Raw genomic sequence first — 22494 nt, 5'->3', positions numbered from 1 at the left:
CGAGCCATGAACAAAATTAACACATTAACTACACTTAATCATTGAGAATACACACATTTATATTCAGTTTTTTGTCCTCTTATGGAGGAACGAGTTAGCAACTATACCCTCAAAGGGACTTTACGCAAGTATAAACAAGTTAAAGAATCTAAGTTAAGTAGCCTGTATGGGAATGAAGCCAAACTAAAGTTCATATTGCACTACTTAAAGCAAAACCCTAGTCAATCTTTTATGGCAGAGTATTCTGGGATATGCCAGTCAAAAGTAAGTGAATGGATCAAGTATCTCTTGGTGGTTTTACATGAAACCTTAGATCGTTTAAACTTTCTAGCTCAGCGTCAGGGTAGTTTTAGTATTGATGAAAACTTAGATTATATTTTATGTGATGTCACTGAAAGACAGGTTAGTAGAAGTACAGACTATGAGCTTCAAAAAGAGTTTTATAGTGGAAAAAAGAAGACACATACTGTAAAAAACTTAGTATTTTCAGATTCCAATACTTACATCCATTATCTTGGAGAAACCTACGAGGGAAGTCTGCATGATAAAACCTTATGGGATGAAATAGGTCTTAAACCTTCCCCAGTAACGATAATAGCTGACTTAGGATTTTTAGGGGCTCATAAAGAGAATGAAAATGTTATTTTACCTTATAAAAGCTCAAAACACCACCCATTAACTACCCTTCAGAAGCAAATTAACAAAGCAATTGCCCAAGTAAGAGTCAGAGTAGAACATGCTTTTGCAAGGGTAAAAAGATTAAGAGTCGTCAAGGAGAAAATACGCCTGAGAACCAGTCAAATCCTAGATCGAATCATGGATATTGCTGTTGGATTACATAATCTTAGAGTTACTTTCAGAACAATAAATAATAAACCGTGATAAAGTCTATTTCCAAATAATTTTATCCTTTCTTAAATTATTGATAAAATTTTGATTTTCCTCAAAGTCCTTAAATTTCACATAAGTGCCATCGCATTCCCTAACTTCGCACAAAACACAATTGTCAGGAAAATTCTCTACAACAAGAATATCACGTGAATTATATTTTTCCAAATACATTACACATCTACTACAATCTCCATAATCACCTTTTTGCATTTTCTCAGTAAACTTATTTAACCAAGGAAGGTTTGAAACAGGGTTTGTAACCCCGCACACAGTATCATTAACAATATCTTGCTTTGAACAAGCAAAGAATATCAATGTGAATAGAGTGAACATTAGTAATCTTTTAATTTTCATGGCTGTGTTTAGTTATATTTTAATAGGTAAACCTTGAATCTCTGTCAATAATTATGCCGTACTCGTTGGAGATTCTCCATCTAGTACGGCAAGTAATGAGGGCATAAGTTAACTGGTTTGTAGCAGACGCACGGTTCGTGGAGATAACTCCAACAAAGGCTAAAAAGGCTTCAGACCTCTACAGAGGCATATAATGGCATTTCGATAACCGATATATTAGACTTTTGTAGCAATTTTCTAGGGTCAAAACTATCTTTTACGGGTTTATACAAACCTAACGGTGGCAAACAAATACAATTAATCGTATGTATTTCTAGAAAATTCTTCATGGCTTGCACGGTGTTTCCGTGAAATACTTCTACATGAATTTTTGCTAAAGTATTCGTGTACATCTGACGAAGCTCAGCAATAGAAGCTTTGAAGTTGGTCGTAAATACTTCGTCGAGGAAAGGCTTTGGTCTATACAAAATCATTTCAGTGATAGAATATTCCATTTCACGAGCCAATAGCAAGACTATTTCTACAGGATTTTCATCAAAAACGGATAGCGCCCACTCAATGGTCTCAAGGGTAGTATTCGTAAAATCTACAGGAATAAGAAGTCTGATATTCTTTTGCATAAAGTTTCAAGATTATTTATACAAACTTCATCAAACGGTATTAGTGCTGGTTAAGAGTGGTATTAGAAAGGGATTAAAGAAAAGGGAGATGATTGGGGATTTGAGATTAGTGGGCATTCGGCATTCAGCTTTGGGCTTTCGGCAAAAGCTCACTGCTGAATGCCCAGAGCTGAATGCTTACATAGTCTTATTAGCCAAGATATGAGGAAAACGAATGGTAAACGTGGTACCAACACCAACCTGTGAGTCGACCTGTAAATGTCCATTATGCATTTTGATAACATTTCTAGAAAGTGGTAAACCAATCCCATAACCTTCAAAAAGTTGGGTATTTGACGCTCTGAAGAAAGGATTAAAAATCTGAGAAATTTCTTCTTCGGGAATACCTATTCCTTGGTCTTTTATCACCATAATTACCTCCGAATCAGTAGCTTTAATTGAAATTGTTACGGGTTTGTTATGAGAATATTTGCAGGCGTTTCCAATGATATTGGAAAATGCCACCAATAATAGTTGCCTATTACCCATAATTTTCAACCTTTTGGGGTCTTCGGGCACTTCATTTAGGTCGACGATAATATGACTTTTAGGAGAAAGTCTATCAAATGTTTCTTTGACATCCCAAAGCAATTGGTCGGTACGAACAATTTCACGGGTCGGTTTATCACCTTGATAACCACTTTGTGCCAGAAACAACAAGGATTTAGTAATATGGTCTAATCGCTCGGCTTGTACTAAAATATTATGAATAGCCTCTTGGTAGACTTCGGTAGTACGTTCTTTTCGTAATGCCAAATCAGCCTCACCAATAATAACCGTAAGAGGCGTTCCCAGTTCATGTGAGGCGTTACTGACAAAGTTTTTCTGTATTTCAAAAGCCGTTTCTAATCGGTCTAACAACTGATTAAAGGTACTTGCCAGCTCTCCAATTTCATGATTATTGGCAGGTTCATCCAAACGCAAATGAATATTATCTGTACTTATTTGGCGTACTTTATCAGTTATCTTTTTTACAGGATCGAAGATATGGGTCGAGAAATAAATCGAAAGATAAAGTGTCAACAGAGTGCCAAGTGCAATAGCAATCAATAGTACATTTCTCAGATAACTTAGATGGTGAGCTGTAAAATAATTTTCGGCAGACACCACCACAATTGAAGTCTTATTGCCTTGCTTGTATTTTAGACCTGAATATACCACGTCACCATCTCGTAAGGTTGCCTTCCCTTTTGTATTTACTTGAAATAGAAGCTCTTCTGGCAAATGGTATTTTGTAGCGTAGGAGTTAAAACTTATATTAGGCTCCAACTGAATCACCATTTCCTTTTCTTTATGCAGTTTTTCAAAAAACTGCTCACGAATCATTTTATAGGCCTCCGACTTGTTAGTATCCTTTTCTAAATAAAATTTACTAGCAATAATCGCACGTGTTTGTACTCGCTTGTCAAAATCTACGTGCGAATATTTGTCAAAAGAGTAGTACACCGCTGTTCCTAACAACAAGATGATCAGCAAGCAACTTGTAAAAAAGATGCTTGCCATTTTGGTACGTGTTTTCATGACTTTACTTTTAGGACATATCCCATTCCTACAACAGTATGAATAAGCTTGTTGGGTGACTGCGCATCAATCTTTTTTCTTAAATAATTAATATAAACATCTACCAAATTTGTTCCCAAATCGAAGTTGATATCCCATGCACTTTCCAATAAATCCAAGCGAGATAGCACTTTACCTCGATTACGAATCAGTGCCAATAACAAACGATATTCGGTGGCGGTGAGCGTAATAGTTTCGTTATTGCGGGTTACAATTTTTGAATCATCATTAATCACCAAATCATCAATCTGATAGATATGTTGTGGCGCCTGCGAATCATCAGAGCCACTTTGTTCGTTGCGACGAATCAAGGCATTGATGCGTGCGTGGAGTTCTATAAACTTAAAAGGTTTTACCAAATAATCATCTGCTCCTGAATTGAGCCCGATAACAACGTTTTCGGTTGTTCCCAAAGCTGTCAGGAATAGTATGGGCGTTTTTACATTTTTTTGACGAATAGCTTTACACACTTCTAAGCCATTTTTGTCGGGCAACATGATGTCGAGAATAATCAAATCGTATTGAAATGACGATGCCATTTGAAATCCTACTTCGCCAGTGAGCGAAACCGAAACCTCATATCCTTCTTCTGTAAGCCCTTTTTTAATAAATGTAACAACGCTGATTTCATCTTCTATCAGCAAAATACGTTTCATCATTCTCGTTTTTGTATGTGGTGTTTGGTACTAATTAGGTACAAGAAGTTAATAGTTAATCGTGTATCAATTAATGGATTGTATTCATAATCAACAAGATACTATCACAGTTTATCACCAATATATTGGTAATATAATTATTCCTGTTACTAATTTTTAGCTATTGGGTATCCATTTTTCTAGCTAAACTCCTAAAAGTACCAAAGTACAAAGATAAGTTTATGCACAAGCAAAGCAAATAGTCTTTAGCTATGCTTGCTAGAGATGCTCTAAACTATCTGTTTGTAAACTGTTTTAAACAGATAAGTCCAAGACTTAATTATGACTGAGTATTTTTTTTCAAAAAAAATTACCCCTTCACCCAACCATTTTATTCGCTATTCCATCTAGGTATAAAGTACTGGTTTGCGACATATATAAAGTATGATGCATTCGCGAATTGGCTGTACGGGAAGAAATTAGAATTCATCAGAACTTGTAGATAAAATCAAAGACACGAAGTACATTTACAAAATAATTATGATACAATAAGGTCCAGATTTTAGCATATCCTAACTACAATGAACATTATTAGAAATATATTTAACACACTTACTTCTACTAGAGCTGCTGGTGCATATCTATTACTTTTTGCTATTGCCATTGGTGTAGGTACTTTTATTGAAAATGATTTTGGAACAAGTTCAGCTCAAGTCCTAGTTTATAGAAGTCTTTGGTTTGAAATTTTGCTATTCTTATTTTCTGCCTCGATTCTTGCTAACATTCAGCGTTACAGACTGATACAACTCAAAAAGTGGGGCTCGCTTACTTTTCACTTGGCCATTATTGTGATTTTGATTGGGGCTGGTATTACTCGTTACTTCGGCACAGAAGGCATGATGCATATTCGTGAGGGACAAACTTCAAACACTTATTTGTCTGCCGAAACTTTCTTGATTTTTAAAGTTCAACAAAATGACAAATCATATTCTTTTGATGAGCCTGTCTTTTTCTCTTCTTTAGGAAACAACTCATTTAGTAATTCTTATCAAATTGGAAGTAATTTGGTAGAATTTAATCTTGATAAATTTATTCCAAATCCTGTTCAAAAAGCAATAGATAGTCCTAACGGTAAAGCCATGATAAAAGTAGTGGTAGCTGGTGCAGGCGGTCGTGAGGAATATTTTGTCAAACAAGGCGAGCAAATGCAAATCAATGGGGTCGATTTCAATTTCACCAATCAGGTTTTACCCAATGCCTTTAATGTCTTTCTCGAAGCTGACACGCTTTCGTTTTCTATCAATAAAGCTGTTAGTCAAACAGTTATGACAACCCAAAAGCAAGATTCATTACAAGCTGGTGGAAAATATCCTTTGCGTTTGCGTTCCTTATATAGTGTTGGTGGAAGTAATTTTGTGATTGGAGATTTTGTCTCAAAAGGAATTGTTTCAATTGAATCGGCTTCGAAAAAAATCAAAAATGAAAGCATGGTTGGGCTTAATATGACCGTAAAAGTCAACGGACAAGCCCAAAGAGTGATGGTAACTGGTCGTAAGGGAGAAAATGGCGAGCCTCAGGTTTTGACATTTGGAAATACCAATGTGTCAGTTAGTTATGGCTCCAAACAAGAAGTACTTCCTTTTTCGTTATTGTGTAAAGATTTTGAGTTAGAAAAATATCCTGGCACAGAAAACCCTTCTTCGTATGCCAGTGAAGTAAAACTTATCGACCAAGCCAACCATGTGAATCAGGATATCAGAATTTACATGAATCATATTTTGGATTATGATGGCTATCGTTTTTTCCAATCTTCTTATGATAATGACGAATTAGGAACCTATCTGAGCGTTAACCACGATTATTGGGGCACGCTATTCTCCTATTTGGGTTATTTCTTACTAACCATCGGAATGGTGATGACCTTCTTTATGAAGAATAGTCGTTTTACGCAATTGATTAAAAAACTTCAAGATTACCAAAAATCAGTTATTATCTTCTGCTTGCTTTCCTTGAGTTCGGTTGGAGCAGTTTATGCTGATGCAACTTCGACAATTCCTGCCAATCATGCCGCAGAATTTGGAAAATTATTTGTCCAAGATTTCAACGGTCGTATCAAACCAATGAATACGCATAGCAGTGAAATCTTACGAAAAGTTGCTAAAAAATCATCGATTGGAGATTTGAGTTCTGATCAGGTTTTATTATCAATGTTGCTTTTCCCTGGACAATGGGAAAAAGAAAGTATCATTCAAGTACCTGACCATCCAGAGCTTAAAAAAATATTGAAAACCGATGCTAATACCCTAAGTTATGTATCGTTCTTTTCGGCAGATGGAAAATACTTGCTTGAAGATGCCGTAAGACAAGCACAGGCTATGATGCCAAAAGACCAAGGAACTTTTGAAAAAGCGGTCATCAAACTAGATGAAAAGGTCAATATTATGAATATGGTCTTTTCGGGAACGTTAATCAGAATTTTTCCTCAAAAACAAGATAGCACCAATACTTGGTTGTCGTTGCCCGATGTTATGCACAATCACCAAGTAGCCAATACTAGTAATTCGGATGCACAGCAATTATTGACATCGTATTTTCAAGCATTAAATGAAGGTGTGAATCACCAAGATTTTAGTCAGGCAACAGGAGTATTGGCAAAAATTAGAGCTTATCAAACCATAACTGGTGGCGACTTGGTTCCTTCTGAAACCAAACTTGAATCCGAATTATTTCTGAATAAACTAGATGTTTTTAACCGACTTCGAAATTTCTACGGAATTCTAAGTTTGGTTCTAACCTTTACCTTTTTATTTGTAACCGTAAAAAAAGTTAAAATACAGTCAAAAATCACTTCTATTTCATTTTGGATTGTATTCGTTGGGCTATTCTTTCATACTTTAGGACTTGGATTACGCTGGTATATTTCAGGACGAGCGCCTTGGAGTAATGGGTACGAATCCATGATTTATATTGGTTGGACTACGACTTTGGCAGGAATTTTATTTTCCAGAAAATCATTGGGAGGATTGGCTGCCACAACCACTTTGGCTGCCACTATTTTGTTGGTAGCAAGTATGAGCTGGCTCGACCCTGAGATTACGCCATTGGTGCCTGTACTCAAATCCTATTGGTTAACCATCCACGTATCACTCGAAGCAGGAAGCTATGGGTTCTTGTTGCTGGGTGCTGTGGTAGGAATGCTCAATTTGCTATTAATGATCTTTGCCAACTCAGAGAACAAAGAAAATATCCTCAAAACCATCAAAGAATTAACCATTATCAGCGAGATCATTTTGCTGAGTGGTTTAGCCATGATTAGCATAGGAACCTATTTGGGAGGTGTATGGGCCAACGAATCATGGGGACGCTATTGGGGCTGGGATGCCAAAGAAACTTGGGCACTCGTAACCATTTTGGTGTACTCATTCATCTTGCACATGCGCTTTATTCCAAAATTACAAGGCCTATATGCGTTTAATTTTGCGGCTTTGTTTGGTTTTGGCACGGTAATTATGACCTACTTGGGAGTTAACTACTATTTGTCTGGCCTTCATTCCTATGCGGCAGGTGACCCTGTCCCTATCCCTCCTTCAGTCTATTACACGGTGATAGTACTGACCCTTTTAAGCATATTTTCTTACGTAAAATATCAAAAGATTTTTGGTAAAAGTAGGTAGTACGAAACAACCAAAATAGCAATCATCCTGAACTTAAGTGTCAAAAAACTTACCTTCGGGACGATTGCTATTTTATCCAAAAGCCTTTAAACTTCTTGCATGGTTTCCAAACAGTGTAACTGAGTGAGTCTCATAATACTGCCAATATCAAACACTCAAACTCGACTTGTTGGGCTTTGTTTTCAGCTTCTAAAGCACTTACTTGAACCGTTAAACATTCAATTTTTGCTACGATATTGCCCGAAAAGAAACTTTGAGGTTTTGCCATCGAACTATCTTGTACTTGAGAAAATGAAAAATGGGATAACAGAAGAAATAGTAAGGGCATAGTACACCCTTGCGAAAGTTTACTCTTAATCTTCATACAGTTTAGATAATAGTAATTTGGATAATAACACTACAAAGTAGTCTTATTATTAAGGTTTTATGAAATAAATTGCATAAAACATACGTCTTACCGAATGTTGGAATTAGACTTATGGTTAAACTATTCATCAAAAAAGCGGTCGAAAATTGTTTTTCGACCGCTTTTTTGATGCTACTATGCTATGATTGACTCAGCTTAAGACGCAAAACATTACGTCTCTAAAGGTAAAATTCATATTAAAAATAATCACTCATCCACTCAATCTCAATTCACTAAATAGAGGTAACTCATGTTTACCTAGTCTTTTATACAAACCCTACTCTTCAGCAAACTTTGTTTTGGCTAAATATGCTTTCTGGCTTATTTCCATAATTAATTCGTCCAGCTCATGTGCAGAAGTGATGATGTGCTCAAAAAACATTTGCTTTTCAGGTTCTGACATTTTTGTATTGTGTTCAAACATCTGAATAATTCCCATAATACGCGCTAAAGGCGCTCGTACCAAATGAGACTGAATCCATGCGATCTCACTAAGATTTTTATTCTGTAACTCGATTGATTCAATGTATTTGACTTTTTCGGTAATATCGTTAGCCAACACAACCCTTGCTTTTCGACCTTTGTACATAATTGGGTTGGCTCGAATTTCTACTAAGATAATTTCACCATTCTTTTTTAAATGTTTATATACTCCTATTGCAAAATACGGATTTACGACACGAGTTTCTTTTACATCTTCTAGTAAAGCTGGTATTTCCTCAACGGGACGAATGTCTGATATTTTCATCGACAAAAACTCAGAGCGTTTATAGCCATAATGTTTGATAGCGGCTAAGTTAACATCCATAAAGTCAAGCGTTTCCAAATCAAATACCCACATAGGTTGCGGACTAAAGTCAAATAGCTCATTGTAGCGCTGCTCTGACTCAAGAAGCTCTTGTCTTTTTTTCCTTCTTTCAATACAATAAACTATACTTTTATAAAGTGTTGTTGGTCTCAAATCATCTTTAATTAAGTAATCGTCTACCCCCGAAGAAATAGATTTTATACTAAAGCTTAAATCAGAGTTACCAGACAAAATAATCACTGGAGCATCTTGAGAAATCTGCAAAACAGCGTCTATTAAGCTTTGCCCATTTTTATCTGGAAGATATAAATCAAGCAAAATCATATCAAACTTTTCTTCAGACTTTTGCAACACGGATTGCGCCTGCTTAAAGGTTTGACAATGCGTAATTTGGGGTTCACGTATCATCTCAAACAAATAATCATTGATCAAGATAAAATCGCCCATGTTATCTTCTATGACCAATATATTATATGGAAATGCGTCTCTATGCACAGTGATTAGGAGATAGTTGAACGAGAGATAACCAAAATTTTTCGATTTGACTCACTGTAGTTTGAAATGATTTTACATCTACAGGCTTCGTAATATAGCAGTTAGCATGATTTTCGTATGCCATACTAATATCTTTGGGTGCCGATGACGTGGTAAACATCACCACAGGAATATGCTTGATGTTTTCAGTGTTTTTGATAAACCGTAAAACTTCATGCCCATTTTTCTTGGGAATATTAACATCCAACAAGACAAAATCAGGAGGAGCTTCATGGGCATATTTTCCTTTTTTGGTTAAAAAATCCATAGCCTCTTTTCCGTTTCGAACAACGCTCAATTTATCGACAAGAGATGAATGTTCAAAAGCTTCTTGAGTAAGAAGAATGTCTCCTTCATTATCTTCGACTAATAAGATATGTCCTTTCTTCATAGTGTTGTATGTGTATTATTTTTTTATAGAAAAATAAAAGGTACTACCTTGGTATTCAACAGATTCAACCCAGACTTTTCCGCCCAGCATCTCAACGATTTTTTTGACAATAGCCAAACCAATACCTGTGCCAGCGTATTCATCACGGGTATGTAGGCGTTGAAAAATGACAAAAATGGTTTGAAAATATTCTTCTTCAATACCTATGCCATTGTCTTTCACCGAAAAAATCCAATGTGTAAGTGTTTCTTTGGCGTCTATCTCTATGATCGGATTAATATCGGGATTTCGGTATTTAAGTGCATTACTAATCAAATTCTGAAAGATTTGCTCAATGCGCAATCTACTCGAAAAAATAACAGGCATCTGACTAACCTTAATATGGGCCTTACTTTGTACAATTTCTTGATGGAGCATATTTCGGGTATGATTTAGCACTTCGCTGATGTCAACCAACTGTTTTTTGTCTTCTATTCTCCCTATTCTCGAAAAGTCCAGTAAATCCAAGATAATCTGTCGCATTCGTTTAGCTCCATCGACTGCATACCAAATATATTGCTTCCCTCGCTCGTCGAGAACTGACTCGTATTTGTGCTCGATTTGAGAAAGGAAATTGGTAATCATTCGAAGCGGCTCTTGCAAATCGTGCGAAGCCACGTAAGCAAACTGTTCCAATTCGGTATTAGACAACTCCAGTTGTTTGATGTATTCTTCTAGCTCAAGATTAAGTTTTTTTAGTTCTAATTCTTGTTGCTTTTGAATCGTAATATCGCGCCCAATACCTAGTACTCCCATTATATCGCCCTTTTCATTTTTAACAGGTACTTTGTTCGACTCTAACCATAAATCTGGCTTTCCTGGGGTTTGATGTAATTGTCCATAGTTCAGCAAAGGCTCACCAGTTTGTAGAATATGAATATCATGTTCATACCCGATTTTACCTAGCTCATTATCAAATAATTCCAAATCAGTTTTCCCCAAGACCTCTTGTTCATTTTGAGCTCCCAAGAATAAATAGTCAACTCGATTGCTAATAACTTTTCGGGCTTCGGTATCTTTAAAATAAACGGTCTCAGGCAAATTATCTATTAACGTCCGAAGCAAGTTTCTTTCTTCTTTAAGCTGTTGATGAGCCATTTTTTGCGCTGTAATATCGCGAGCATAAACGCTCATAATATCTTCCGTAGGGAAACATCGAATTTCTACCCATTTGTTGATAGGCGCATAGAACGACTCAAAAGTAACGGGCAATATGTTTTTACGAGAATATTCAAGATTAGTAAAAATCTCTGTATCAATACTTTCAGCAAAAACTTCCCATATCACTTTTCCTATGATTTGCTCTTTTGAGATACCCGTTAAGATAAATGCCTGAGTATTCCAATAGGTTACCACCCATTCTTGATTGAGCATTACAAAGGTATCGCCAGTGGTTTCTAGAATCTCATTTTTCTGATGAATTACCTCCTGAAGAGCTAATTCATTAATTTTTCTATTATTGATATCTTGTACACTGCCATATACTCGTTCACATTTGCCATCGACAAAAGCCGTTTCACCAATTACCCTAACCCATCGTTCGGTACCATTAGGTAATAGAATGATAAATTCCTCATCCCAATTTTCGCCTGTTTGGATAGCTCTATTGATGTAGAATAATGCTCTTTTACGATGTTCTCCCTCTTTATAAACCTCAACCAAAGCCTCAATTGTACTGAGTTTAAAATCCTCTTGTGTGTAGCCAAATACTTCATGAATCACATCTGATACATAGATACTATGTGTTTTCAAATTGATTTCCCAACTCACGATTTTGGACAATAAATTGGTGCGATGCAACAATTGCTGTAGCTTCAACTCTTCGGTAATATCGCGACCAATCGCCAATAAATGTTTTCCATCCATGCGCATAGTCGAACGCCAAGCAATGCTCAAAATTTCACCTGATTTGGTCACATAACGATTTTCAAAAGGATAGACTTTCGAAAAGTCCTTTTCTGATTTGAAAGCATTTAGGGTAGGCTTTCGGTCTCCTGGATAAATAAACTCATAGAATTTTTTACTCAATAACTCTTTTTCTGAATAACCCAACAGATCACAAAATGCAGGATTTACAGTTTTGAAATATTCATCTAAGCCAAGTATGCAAATTATATCAGGTGCAAAATTGAATATTTGTTTTAACTCTTGTTCTACTTGTTTTCGTTCAATTTCATTAATTAACAATTCTCCCAGTTTTTTAAACCAACTTAACTCTAATTCAGAAAATTGATTATTGAGAATGCCCAATGTTAATACTCCCCAAAGACCCTTTGAAGTTTGCATTACGATACCTACCGTTTTTTTACCCGACGGTTTCACGGATACCGATATGTCTTGCCTAGAAACAAAAGCCTGCATGGCAAAATCTGCTCCTGATTGTGCATCTGAGAATACATAGTTTTCTTGACTCCCAAATCGCGTAATATCTTGATTAAAACTATTGAGCCATATCTCTACTGCATTTAGTTCCAGCTCATTAATAAACATATCGCTTAATTCCGAAAGAATAAAGTTTAAACTTTGGGGTTGTCTAAATAAGGTTCGAACTTTTTCTTTAAATGCTTTTCTCCGTTCTTCATTTTTATAAATTGTAATATCACGTCCTATTGACAGCCATTGAATCAAATTACCTGCTTTGTCATAAATTGGTGTTACAGAAATATTTAACCAAAACTTTTCACCAGTTTTTTTATAATTTAAAAGTGACAGTTGTATTGGTTGGCAATTTTCCGATGAGGTACGTAAACGATCAATTTGCTCACGATCTGTTTCTGCTCCAGTAAACATCATAGGGCTATTGCCCAGAATTTCGCTCAAAGAATATCCTACAAGGTCACAAAACGCCTTATTAGCAAATAAAATTTTAGGTTCGGCGCCTTCTTTGAAGGTATCCATGATAAGAATCGTATCGGTAGTATGCGCTACTACCGTCTCAAAAAGCTCAGGAAGATATATACTACTTTTCTCGGCAATCGTAATAATATGGAGGATGTATTGAATACCATTTTCTTGGAAGTACGTATTTTGAACTTCAACCTCGGTATTATTCAAACTTATGTATACTGTATTGGGAGCGCTTGTAGCTAATACCTCTTTCAATGAAAGCAAAGACTCCTTGAAATACACTTCATTTTGTACAAAAAGAGCCTCTAACTCCTCGAAAGAATGACCGTATACTTGTGTTTTTGTCAATACTCCTGAGTAGTTCAAATAAGCTGTATTGAGCTCAGTAACCACAAAGTTATTTTGCTCAATTGTAAACAGAAGATAGGGTTTTGAAATATGCTTTATTATAGCCAACATACTCTGTTGATTTTAGTATAAACAATATGAATCAACCTCAAAACAAGTGAGGTTGGTAATTTATTATTGAGTATACTTAGGCAAATTTGCATTCTAATAAAGCAAAATAGAATATATTACTTACTTTAAAAATGATTTTCTACAGAAAATTTTCTAACGTTTAAAAACCGATAAGCATTTTGTCAATATTTTATGTATCACTTTGACACAATGTTCATCCATAACTTCATAAAAGCTTATTAACTCTGATAATATCATACAATCTATTGTAAAAATATAGAACTTTTTAAAGGAGTATTAGAATTAATTTTGATTTTCTTTCACTGCTTGTATATCAAATTATATTCTTTGAGAAACAGTGAAAAGATTTTTAGTCTTGAATCTAATTCTATTTTCATGAAATATTTTACCTTTTTTCGACTGGCATTGGCGTTTGTACCGTTTGTATCTTTGGCTCAACTAGTTGATAAAACTCCAGCTCCTATACCCGTAGTCCCTACGGTTTATCAAACACAACCTTATGAAGATCCATCAGTAAGTGGTATCAATCGAGAGCCTTCAAGGGCTACCGCCTATTCCTATGCGTCCGTCGAAGATGCCATCCAAAAGCCTCGTGAGCAAAGCGGACGCTATATGTCACTCAATGGTGACTGGGATTTTGCATTTGCCCTCAAACCTGGCGATGAACCACAAGATTTTTATCAACAAAAAGTACAAGGTTGGAAAAAAATACCTGTACCTTCTTCTTGGGAAATGCAAGGTTATGACAAGCCTATTTATAAAAGTGCTGTATATCCTTTTCGTCCTGTCAACCCACCTTTTGTGCCAAAAGACTATAATGGTGTAGGTTGTTACCAGCGAAGTTTTACGGTTCCAGCTTCTTGGAAAGGGCAAACAATCAATCTACATTTTGGAGGGGTAAGTTCGGCTTATAAAGTGTGGCTCAATGGCAAGTTTGTAGGCTATGCCGAAGATTCTTTTCTGTCTTCTGAGTTCAATATTACTCCCTATTTGAAAGAAGGAGAAAATACTATTTCAGTTTGGGTAATCCGTTGGAGTGATGGTTCTTTCTTAGAAGACCAAGACCAATGGCGTATGAGTGGTATTCACCGCGAAGTCTTCCTACACACCGAACCAAGCCTTCGTATTGCCGATTTCTTTTATCAAACCAAGTTAGGAAAAGACTCCAAAGAGGCGCTTTTTAGTCTTCGCCCTCGTATTGATAATTTTACAGGAAAACCTATTTCGAAAAAGACGCTTATCAAAGCTCAACTTTACGATAAAAAGAACGCACCAGTCTGGACTGCCCCACTCTCTTGTACCGTCGAAAGTATTGTCAATGAAGTATATCCACGTTTGGACAATGCCAAATTTGGGATTTTGGAAAGTAAAGTCAACCAACCTCATTTATGGAGCGACGAAGACCCCTATCTCTATACCTTAGTGATGTCTTTAGAAGATAGCACAGGTGCTACACTGGAAGCAAAAAGCTGTAAAGTGGGTTTTCGTTCCATTGAATTTTCTCCCAAAAACAGCAAGCTTTTAATTAACGGACGTGAGACCTATCTGTATGGTGTAAACCGTCCAGACCATCATCCGACCAAAGGGAAAGCTTTGTCGAGAGAAGACATATTATCTGATATTCAGACTATTAAGAAATTCAATTTCAATTGTATTCGTGCTAGTCATTATCCTAGCGATCCTTATCTATATGAACTTTGTGACGAATATGGCATTTTTGTCATTGACGAAGCCAATCTCGAAACACATGGTTTGGGTGGCAAACTCAGCAATGACCCCGCTTGGACAAGCGCTTATTTGGAACGTAGCAATCGTATGGCGATGCGTGACAAAAATCACCCTTCTATTATCTTTTGGAGTTTAGGAAACGAAGCGGGTCGTGGACCAAACCATGCAGCCATGGCGGCCTGGTTGCATGATTTTGATATTACTCGCCCAGTACATTATGAGCCAGCCATGGGAAGTCCCAAATTGGAGGGCTATATGGATCCTAAAGACCCACGTTATCTCAAACCCAACGACCACTCGCATCGAACTCAAAACCCTCTCGACCAGTATTACGTAGACATGGTCAGTCGCATGTACCCTAGCATCTATACGCCAGAGCTTTTGGTAAATCAACCTAATGGTGATACACGCCCGATTTTCTTTTGTGAATATGCCCACGCCATGGGAAATAGTGCAGGTAATTTGAAAGAGTTTTGGGATATTTTCCGTAAAACTCCACGCGTAATTGGGGGTTGTATTTGGGAATTTAAAGACCAAGGATTAGTAAAATTGGATTCTTTAGGTAAGCCTTATTATGCCTATGGCGGCGATTTTGGAGAAAAATACTTTGATAATTTTACCATAAAAGGCGTAGTAAACGCCGATGGAAGTCCAAAGTCTGCCATGTTTGAAGCCAAAAGAATTTTTCAAGGTATAGAAGTTACATGGAGTAATTTGGAAGGAAAACAAATTCAAATTCTCAATCGTCATGCTCATCGCAATGCCTCGTATTATGATATGCAATTGCAAGTTTTTGAAGAGGGGCATCTCGTAAAATCGGTGGCATTACCAAAGTTAAATCTGGAGGCAGGAGCTTCCACACAACTGAATATTGCCTCGTATTTACCCGTATTAAAACCTAATTCAGAATATCATATTCAGATTTCGTTTCTGTTGCCAGAAACTCAGCCTTGGGCTGAGAAAGGTTTCGTTGTTGCCAGTAATCAATTAGAAATTAAGGCAAAAATTAAAGAAACTATTTCGTTAAAATCCTCTTTAAAAGTAGACGATGAGCAAAAACAGGTTATTGTTTCTGATAAAAACTTTAAACTTAGCTTTTCAAAAGAATCTGGCGCTTTAAGCTCGTATTTGTTGAATGGTAAAGAGCAAATATCCGCTCCACTCCTCCCCCATTTCTCTCGTCCATTGACCGACAATGACCGTCGTGGTTGGAAACCTCAGCGCAAAATGAAAGAATGGTATAACGTCCAATTGAAAGTAAAAGACCTAAAAACTGAAAAGTCGAATAAAGGCATTTTAGTCACAACAAACTATAGTCTTGTAGGCGATAGCGCAAATGTCACAATCCAATATCTCATTAATCCTCAAGGAGTTGTAAAAGTAACTTATCATTTTTCACCAAAATTTAAACTTCCCAATCTACCTAAAGTTGGTATGCAAATGGGAATACGTCGTGAGTTTGAGCATATTACTTGGTTTGGTCGTGGTCCGATGGAAAACTACACCGATAAACGCCAAGGAATGGATGTGGGTATCTATTCACAGGCTATTCAGGAGTTTATGGAAAACTATGTAGTACCGCAAGAAAATGGTAATCGTACCGATGTTCGCTGGATGTTTTTGGGCAATAAACAACAAACAGGTTTGTTGGTAGTGGCAGATAGCTTACTAAGCATGAGCGCTTGGCCTTATACTGAGGCCAATATTCAAAACGCCAAACATACCTACAAACTGCAAGATGCAGGCTATATTACCCTCAATATCGACCTTGTGCAAATGGGTGTAGGTGGCAACGATTCATGGAGCGAGGTGGCTGCCCCTCTGGAACAGCATCAGATTCCTGCAAAGGATTATACCTACTCTTTCTATTTGAAACCAATGACTTTGGGTAAAGAAAGTATCACAAATGTCAAAAGGAAGATAGTTTTTTAGGGTAAACGCTTTAACAAACTGTAAAAAATAAGTCCAAGACTAAGTCTTGAACTAGTATCATTCCCTGTGGACAAATACTAAAAATTGCGAGATTATCGGATAATCTCGCAATTTTTAGTTTCAAATAATACTGATGCTAGTTTTACATTATCAATCCTATCTCCTACCCCAAAAAATCTCGAAAGTTGGGTCGGCTTGTCAACGGAGAAAATGACCATGGTATGGAGCTTAATATCAATAGAAGTGCAATACCAAACCAAAAGAGCATAGCGCTAAACTTCTGATAATCTTCTTTTTGCTTTTTGACTTTTGAAAAACCAATCGTCAAGACTACAACCGCTGAAATCATGACGGTAATATGCTCCATTCCGAAAAAGCGAATTTGTCGCTCATGAACTGCCTTTCCAAAATTATTCCAGAAATAACTTACAATCGGGCTAATAGCATACAATACTACGCCAACAGTTAGTTGAATATGTGCCGAAATCAAAGTTAATAAGCTTAGTTGTTGGTCTTTTTTAGAAAACGATCTATGTCCTTTTTTACCCAAAAAAGCTCTACTGATACTCAACACCAACGTAAGCAAAACAACCCATCTCCAAAACGAATGAAAAGCTAATAAAAACGAATAAAGCATATTTATAAAGTCTTAAATCTCTTAATAAAGTGCAAATTTCTAAGAAAAACATTGAACATAACTAATAAGAATCAGGGATTCTTCCCAGATATATCAGTATATCCATTTGCTAGATTAAAAATGCTGGATTATCTTTGTCCAGAAAATTTAGACCAAAATTTTGAAGAAACAATACAATATAGCGGCCTTGTTACTAGCTATCCTTCTGTTTATCAGGATGATGGCCGTACCATTGGTATATGTTGATTATAATCTTCGTAAAGACTATATTGTCCAAAATCTTTGTGAAAATCGTTTTAGACCAGATTTACACTGTAATGGTAAATGTTATTTGGCTAAACGAGTAGCCGCAGCAGACCAAAAAGAAACCTCAGAAAAAGGAATGGCTTTTGCCAGAATTCTCCTTGAAATTCCTTGTATTGTACCTTCCATTAATCATGATTTAGTACTAGAAAATGATATTATTGAGATAAAAAAGAAATGCTCTTTTCCTATCTACAACAATAATTACTCTTCTATCTATTTCCATTTTCTCCTTAAACCACCAACTGTGGCTTAATTCCTCATTTTCTTGGGTTTTCGATAGTACTGCATAGCATCAATCTATGGAGTAATAGTACTGTATGAAGGATTTTCTGCTATTTCAGATTTGGGATTGCGGATTTCGGAAATAAGGTTAAATACCTTTATTTTTTAAGAAATGTAAAAGATTACACTTCCGAAATCCAACTTCCGATATCTGAAATAAACGGTATCTGTTTTCGGAAAAATATGCCCCTCGTGCTATTGATTTCTCCAAATAAAAATCAGGTAAGATAAAATCCTACCTGATTAAACTTTCCATTTTCATACCGAGACCTTTCGTTGCCTTTGCTGTAATGCCAGCAAAAAGGTACCGTTGTGCCTCAAGTACTTTTTTCCAATTTTAAAGTTAAAACATTATTATGTATTTTTTACGTATCCTGTCGGTTATGCTATTCAGCACAATCGCCTTCATCTCTAATGCCCAAATTACAGGGAAAGTATTTGACAGTTTTACTCATGAGCCTTTAATCGGCGCCAATATTGAAGCCAATGGTGCTGGTGCAGTTACAAATCAACAAGGTCTGTTCAGTCTAAAAAACACACCAGCAAGCATCACTATTTCTTTTGTTGGGTATAAAAAAACAACGATTTCCACAGCTAATCAAAAGACTATTTCAGTTTCATTAGAGCAAGAAACTCATGATTTACAACAAGTTATAGTAACCGCCAACCGTGAGGCAGGTTTACGAACTGAAGCTCCGATTGCCATTAGTAAATTAACACCAAAGCAAATAGAAGAGGCTAAACCTACGGCTATTTATGAAGTGGTAAACAAAACGCCTGGTGTTTTGATGGTAAACTTAGGTAATGAACAACATTCTATGTCGATTCGCCAGCCTATGACTACTAACGCCTATTATTTGTACATGGAAGATGGCGTTCCTATTCGTCCAATGGGTGTGTTCAATCATAACTCATTGTTGGAAATGAACCAATTTACGGTAAGCTCAATCGAAGTGGTAAAAGGCCCTGTATCTTCTATTTATGGACCAGAGGCTGTTGGTGGAGCAGTAAACTTTATATCACAAAGACCTACGGCAGTACCTACTGCACGCGCTGGTATTCAATTTGACCAATGGGGTTTCCGTCGAGTACAATACGGTGCTGGCGCAACAATCGGTAAACTAGGTGTATATGTAGGAGGATTAGTATCAGACCAAACTAACGCATGGATGGCTAGCTCTGACTATACTAAAAATGCCCAATACGCTCGTTTGGAATACCAAATCAATCCAAAAGCTCGCTTGATTTATACCCTTTCTTATGCAAAATATAATTCGCAAACGAGCGGTAGTGTCGATAGTGTAGCATTCTATAATCGTCAATATGTTAGTACCACGGATTTTACCTATCGTAAAGCGTACTCTTTACGTACTAGATTAACTTTTGAAAAGGATTGGGCAAAAGGTTCTCAAACCTACGTAACCGCTTTTGCGAGAGATAATGAACATGGTCAAAATCCAAGCTACGGTATTCGTTGGACTTCGGGAGCAACTACCGCAAGAGGCGAAATCAACTCAAACAATTTTAGAAGTTTGGGATTGATTACACAACACACTCAGAAATTTGATTTTCTTAACTCAAAAATAATCGCAGGGGCGAGCATCGACTACTCTCCAAATGATTACTGGTCATATCAAATCGACTTAGCAGCGAAATTAAGAGCTGATGGAAAATCAGTAGAGAAATATACCATTACAAAGGAGCGTCCAGATATTAAAATTGCAGATTATAACGCAAAAATCTATAATACAGCGGCTTACTTACAATATGATTTTGAGCCAATCCAAAAATTGCATGTATCAGCAGGGTTGCGTTATGACAATATGACTTTTGATTACGTAAACAATTTGGATATTGATAAAACCACAGGATTAGGTATTGGAGGTGGCAAAACCTATACCAATGTAACGCCGAAATTGGGATTAACTTATGATCTTGGCAATAGCAAAGGTATTTATTTCAACTACTCACAAGGCTTTGCTCCTTCTGGTTTGACGGCTATTTTCCGCAAAAGACCAACCCCCGCCGCAAACGGAGATTTGTTTTATTATAACTTGATTCCTGCCACATTTACCAATACTGAAATTGGTGGTTGGGCTTCATTATTCAAAAACAAAGTGTACCTCGACGCATCGATTTATCAAATGGACGGTCGTAACGAATTGTTAAATATTCGTCAACCCGACAACTCTACGGATTATCAGGCAGCAGGTAAAACTGAACATAAAGGAATAGAATTGGGTATCACCTACCGCCCAAGCCAAGAATTATCTGTTCGTGGTGGTGGAACTTACTCAATGCACCGCTTTATTGAGTTTATTTTAAGTCAGAGAGCCACCGATGCCATCAAAGATGTAAATGGCAAAGATATGCCTTCAGCTCCTCGCTGGATGTGGAACACCGAAGTGAGCTACTATCCTACTTGGTTTAAGGGCTTAAGAACAGCTTTAGAATGGCAACACGTAGGTCAATGGTATCAAAACCAAATCAATACCGTGACTTACGGTGGATATGATTTGGTCAACTTCCGTATTGGTTATCGTTGGAAAGGCTTTGAGGTATTTACCAATATCATGAATGCCACAGACGCGCTTTATGCCACAAATGCTACAAGAGGTAACGCTTCTACCGACCGCACGACCTTCACTCCTGCTGCACCACGCACGTTTGTGATGGGTATTCAATACAGTTTTATCGGAAAATAATTCATAAAGAGTTTGGTTGCAGCTTGATATGCTATAACCAAACTCTTTTCATCTTAAAAGTATCACAATCAGCAACTATGGATATTGAGGATAAAAACACTAAAAGTCAAAAGATGGGTTTCAAAAAATGGGTTCAACGAAATATGTATCGTTGGCATCGTATTATAGGAATTATTGCGCTCGTTCCAACGATATTTTGGACAGCTTCAGGCGTAATGCACCCATTTATGTCCCATTGGTTTAAAACCAAAATTGCCAATGAATTTTATAAAGCAGAAACAGTAAAGAAAACTGATGTCAAACTAAGCGCTGGACAAGTTTTAACACAAAATCAAATCACTTCATTCAAGAATATTCGTTTTGCTAAGTTTAATCAACAATGCTATTACCAAGTCAAAGACACCAAAGGTAACTTACAGTATTTTAATACAATAGATGGAAAATCTTTACCAAATGGTGATGTATTATTTGCTGAGCAAATTGCTCGTTTTATGTTGGCGGACTCAACAAGTAAAATTACCAACATAGAAAAACTTACGGAGTTTACCGAAGAATATCCTTACGTAAACCGAATTTTACCTGCTTATAAAGTATCCTTTGATAGACCAGATAAAATGGATCTATATGTAGAAACAGAGCAAAGTCGCTTTATTGTTTTCAACGATACTAAAAGGAAAGTTTTCATCAAAATCTTTGATATTTTCCATAATTGGGATTTTCTGAATGCTATTAGTAACAATACCATTCGAATCATTGTGATGATTATTTTTTTAATAATCATCATTGCCTCAGCCATCGGCGGACTAGTGATTTATGGCTTTATGTGGGGAAAATTCAAACCTGCGAAAAAAGAAAATCAAGTAAGCGTTTTCAAAAAATATCACCGTTCTATCGGACTTTGGACTAGTTTTGTCACTTTTACTTTCGCCTTTTCAGGAATTTATCACGCAACTAGGAAATTTACCCCTGATGAAAGACTAAAATATATTAGCGAACCAGTTATTCAAACTCAAGCAATAGCCAAAGATTCATTAGTGAACTTAAAAGGCGTTAGCAATATCTCTTTGGTAAAAATGAATGAACAACTTTATTGGCAACTCATCAAAAAGAACTGGGAGACTAAAGAAACGAGCTTCGAATATCTTACAATAAATGAGCATAAACCGTTAAAGGATGGTTATAAAGTCTATGCTGAATACCTTGCCAATCAATTCTCGAATCGAGAAGCAAAAGGGGGTGAAGAATGTTGTGAAATGATGGACAACAAATCGTCTTTGTCAGTAAGTGACACAGATTTAAAGGAGGTTAAAATCATCACTAAATTTGCGGGAGAATACGGCTTTGTCAATAAAAGATTACCTGTCATAAAACTAGCCTACGATACTCCTGAGCATACAACTTATTATATTGAGCCTGCCACCAATCGTTTAGCAGCCAAAGTGACCGATGCTGACCGTCGTGAGGGATTTTCGTTTGCTTTCTTGCACAAATACAATGGTTTAGAAAGCCTAGGAAAAGATATCAGAGATGGCGTTATGACTTTCGCAGCCTTTGGGGTATTGGTGGTAAGTATTTTTGGTCTTGCCATTTTTATCAAAACTAAATAATTTTCATTTATCAGCTATC

At 36.6% G+C, this 22494-nt stretch carries 15 protein-coding genes; 6 read left to right on the top strand and 9 right to left on the bottom strand.

Annotation, left to right across the window (positions count from 1 at the left end; all coding sequences use genetic code 11):
- Positions 1-231: 231 nt before the first annotated feature.
- On the top strand, positions 232-882 hold the full coding sequence (locus BWI92_RS18070) for a transposase family protein (RefSeq protein WP_176464474.1): 651 nt from the start codon (positions 232-234) through the stop codon (positions 880-882).
- 6 nt (positions 883-888) lie between these two features.
- On the opposite strand, the gene BWI92_RS18065 is transcribed toward BWI92_RS18070, so the two are convergent.
- From BWI92_RS18065 to BWI92_RS18050, 4 genes are all read right to left on the bottom strand, one after another.
- Positions 889-1245: a hypothetical protein gene (locus BWI92_RS18065; protein ID WP_095165148.1), complete on the bottom strand. Its 357-nt coding sequence runs from the start codon at positions 1243-1245 to the stop codon at positions 889-891.
- Positions 1246-1415: 170 nt separating this feature from the next.
- Complete coding sequence (locus BWI92_RS18060) at positions 1416-1865, bottom strand: hypothetical protein (RefSeq protein ID WP_095165137.1); 450 nt, start codon at positions 1863-1865, stop codon at positions 1416-1418.
- Positions 1866-2042: 177 nt separating this feature from the next.
- Positions 2043-3425: an ATP-binding protein gene (locus tag BWI92_RS18055; protein ID WP_095165131.1), complete on the bottom strand. Its 1383-nt coding sequence runs from the start codon at positions 3423-3425 to the stop codon at positions 2043-2045.
- Entirely contained in the window at positions 3422-4123 is a 702-nt protein-coding gene (locus tag BWI92_RS18050; protein ID WP_310588929.1) for a response regulator transcription factor, read from the bottom strand. The genes BWI92_RS18055 and BWI92_RS18050 overlap by 4 nt, the downstream gene beginning before the upstream one ends.
- A gap of 557 nt (positions 4124-4680) precedes the next feature.
- Here BWI92_RS18050 and ccsA point away from each other — a divergent pair.
- Positions 4681-7773 (top strand): cytochrome c biogenesis protein CcsA, encoded by a 3093-nt coding sequence (ccsA, locus tag BWI92_RS18045; RefSeq protein WP_095165126.1) that lies wholly within the window; start codon positions 4681-4683, stop codon positions 7771-7773.
- A 130-nt stretch (positions 7774-7903) separates the two neighbouring features.
- On the opposite strand, the gene BWI92_RS27040 is transcribed toward ccsA, so the two are convergent.
- The 4 genes from BWI92_RS27040 to BWI92_RS18030 form a co-directional block, all read right to left on the bottom strand.
- Positions 7904-8137: a hypothetical protein gene (locus BWI92_RS27040; protein ID WP_141234829.1), complete on the bottom strand. Its 234-nt coding sequence runs from the start codon at positions 8135-8137 to the stop codon at positions 7904-7906.
- 319 nt (positions 8138-8456) lie between these two features.
- Positions 8457-9482, bottom strand: coding sequence for a PAS domain S-box protein (locus tag BWI92_RS18040; protein ID WP_095165119.1), 1026 nt, complete (start codon positions 9480-9482; stop codon positions 8457-8459).
- Positions 9475-9912: a response regulator gene (locus BWI92_RS18035; RefSeq protein WP_095165110.1), complete on the bottom strand. Its 438-nt coding sequence runs from the start codon at positions 9910-9912 to the stop codon at positions 9475-9477. Before BWI92_RS18035 ends, BWI92_RS18040 begins: the two co-directional genes overlap by 8 nt.
- Positions 9913-9927: 15 nt before the next feature.
- On the bottom strand, positions 9928-13257 hold the full coding sequence (locus BWI92_RS18030) for a PAS domain S-box protein (RefSeq protein WP_095165076.1): 3330 nt from the start codon (positions 13255-13257) through the stop codon (positions 9928-9930).
- 396 nt (positions 13258-13653) lie between these two features.
- Between BWI92_RS18030 and BWI92_RS18025 the strand changes: the two genes are divergently transcribed.
- Positions 13654-16938: a glycoside hydrolase family 2 TIM barrel-domain containing protein gene (locus BWI92_RS18025; RefSeq protein ID WP_095165075.1), complete on the top strand. Its 3285-nt coding sequence runs from the start codon at positions 13654-13656 to the stop codon at positions 16936-16938.
- Positions 16939-17101: 163 nt separating this feature from the next.
- On the opposite strand, the gene BWI92_RS18020 is transcribed toward BWI92_RS18025, so the two are convergent.
- On the bottom strand, positions 17102-17575 hold the full coding sequence (locus BWI92_RS18020) for a hypothetical protein (protein ID WP_095165055.1): 474 nt from the start codon (positions 17573-17575) through the stop codon (positions 17102-17104).
- A 160-nt stretch (positions 17576-17735) separates the two neighbouring features.
- On the opposite strand from BWI92_RS18020, the gene BWI92_RS18015 reads away from it, so the two are divergent.
- The 3 genes from BWI92_RS18015 (at position 17736) to BWI92_RS18005 (ending at position 22475) form a co-directional block, all read left to right on the top strand.
- Positions 17736-18134, top strand: a complete 399-nt coding sequence (locus BWI92_RS18015) for a hypothetical protein (RefSeq protein WP_095165049.1) — start codon at positions 17736-17738, stop codon at positions 18132-18134.
- Positions 18135-18519: 385 nt separating this feature from the next.
- Complete coding sequence (locus BWI92_RS18010) at positions 18520-20868, top strand: TonB-dependent receptor (protein ID WP_310588928.1); 2349 nt, start codon at positions 18520-18522, stop codon at positions 20866-20868.
- A gap of 113 nt (positions 20869-20981) precedes the next feature.
- Positions 20982-22475: a PepSY domain-containing protein gene (locus BWI92_RS18005; RefSeq protein WP_176464473.1), complete on the top strand. Its 1494-nt coding sequence runs from the start codon at positions 20982-20984 to the stop codon at positions 22473-22475.
- The last annotated feature ends 19 nt before the right edge of the window (positions 22476-22494 follow it).

The sequence above is a fragment of the Flectobacillus sp. BAB-3569 genome (genome assembly GCF_002270355.1).
In the GTDB taxonomy this organism is placed as follows: Bacteria; Bacteroidota; Bacteroidia; order Cytophagales; family Spirosomataceae; genus Flectobacillus; species Flectobacillus roseus.
Note: the sequence above shows the minus strand (reverse complement) of the source record. Positions and strands in the feature narration are given on the sequence as shown.

Excerpts from the sequence above, each read along its gene's own strand:
- BWI92_RS18070 (WP_176464474.1), top strand. The coding sequence starts at position 232 with ATGGCAGAGTATTCTGGGATATGCCAGTCAAAAGTAAGTGAATGGATC.
- BWI92_RS18065 (WP_095165148.1), bottom strand. The coding sequence starts at position 1,245 with ATGAAAATTAAAAGATTACTAATGTTCACTCTATTCACATTGATATTC.
- BWI92_RS18060 (WP_095165137.1), bottom strand. The coding sequence starts at position 1,865 with ATGCAAAAGAATATCAGACTTCTTATTCCTGTAGATTTTACGAATACT.
- BWI92_RS18055 (WP_095165131.1), bottom strand. The coding sequence starts at position 3,425 with ATGAAAACACGTACCAAAATGGCAAGCATCTTTTTTACAAGTTGCTTG.
- BWI92_RS18050 (WP_310588929.1), bottom strand. The coding sequence starts at position 4,123 with ATGATGAAACGTATTTTGCTGATAGAAGATGAAATCAGCGTTGTTACA.
- ccsA (WP_095165126.1), top strand. The coding sequence starts at position 4,681 with ATGAACATTATTAGAAATATATTTAACACACTTACTTCTACTAGAGCT.
- BWI92_RS27040 (WP_141234829.1), bottom strand. The coding sequence starts at position 8,137 with ATGAAGATTAAGAGTAAACTTTCGCAAGGGTGTACTATGCCCTTACTA.
- BWI92_RS18035 (WP_095165110.1), bottom strand. The coding sequence starts at position 9,912 with ATGAAGAAAGGACATATCTTATTAGTCGAAGATAATGAAGGAGACATT.
- BWI92_RS18030 (WP_095165076.1), bottom strand. The coding sequence starts at position 13,257 with ATGTTGGCTATAATAAAGCATATTTCAAAACCCTATCTTCTGTTTACA.
- BWI92_RS18025 (WP_095165075.1), top strand. The coding sequence starts at position 13,654 with ATGAAATATTTTACCTTTTTTCGACTGGCATTGGCGTTTGTACCGTTT.
- BWI92_RS18020 (WP_095165055.1), bottom strand. The coding sequence starts at position 17,575 with ATGCTTTATTCGTTTTTATTAGCTTTTCATTCGTTTTGGAGATGGGTT.
- BWI92_RS18010 (WP_310588928.1), top strand. The coding sequence starts at position 18,520 with ATGTATTTTTTACGTATCCTGTCGGTTATGCTATTCAGCACAATCGCC.
- BWI92_RS18005 (WP_176464473.1), top strand. The coding sequence starts at position 20,982 with ATGGGTTTCAAAAAATGGGTTCAACGAAATATGTATCGTTGGCATCGT.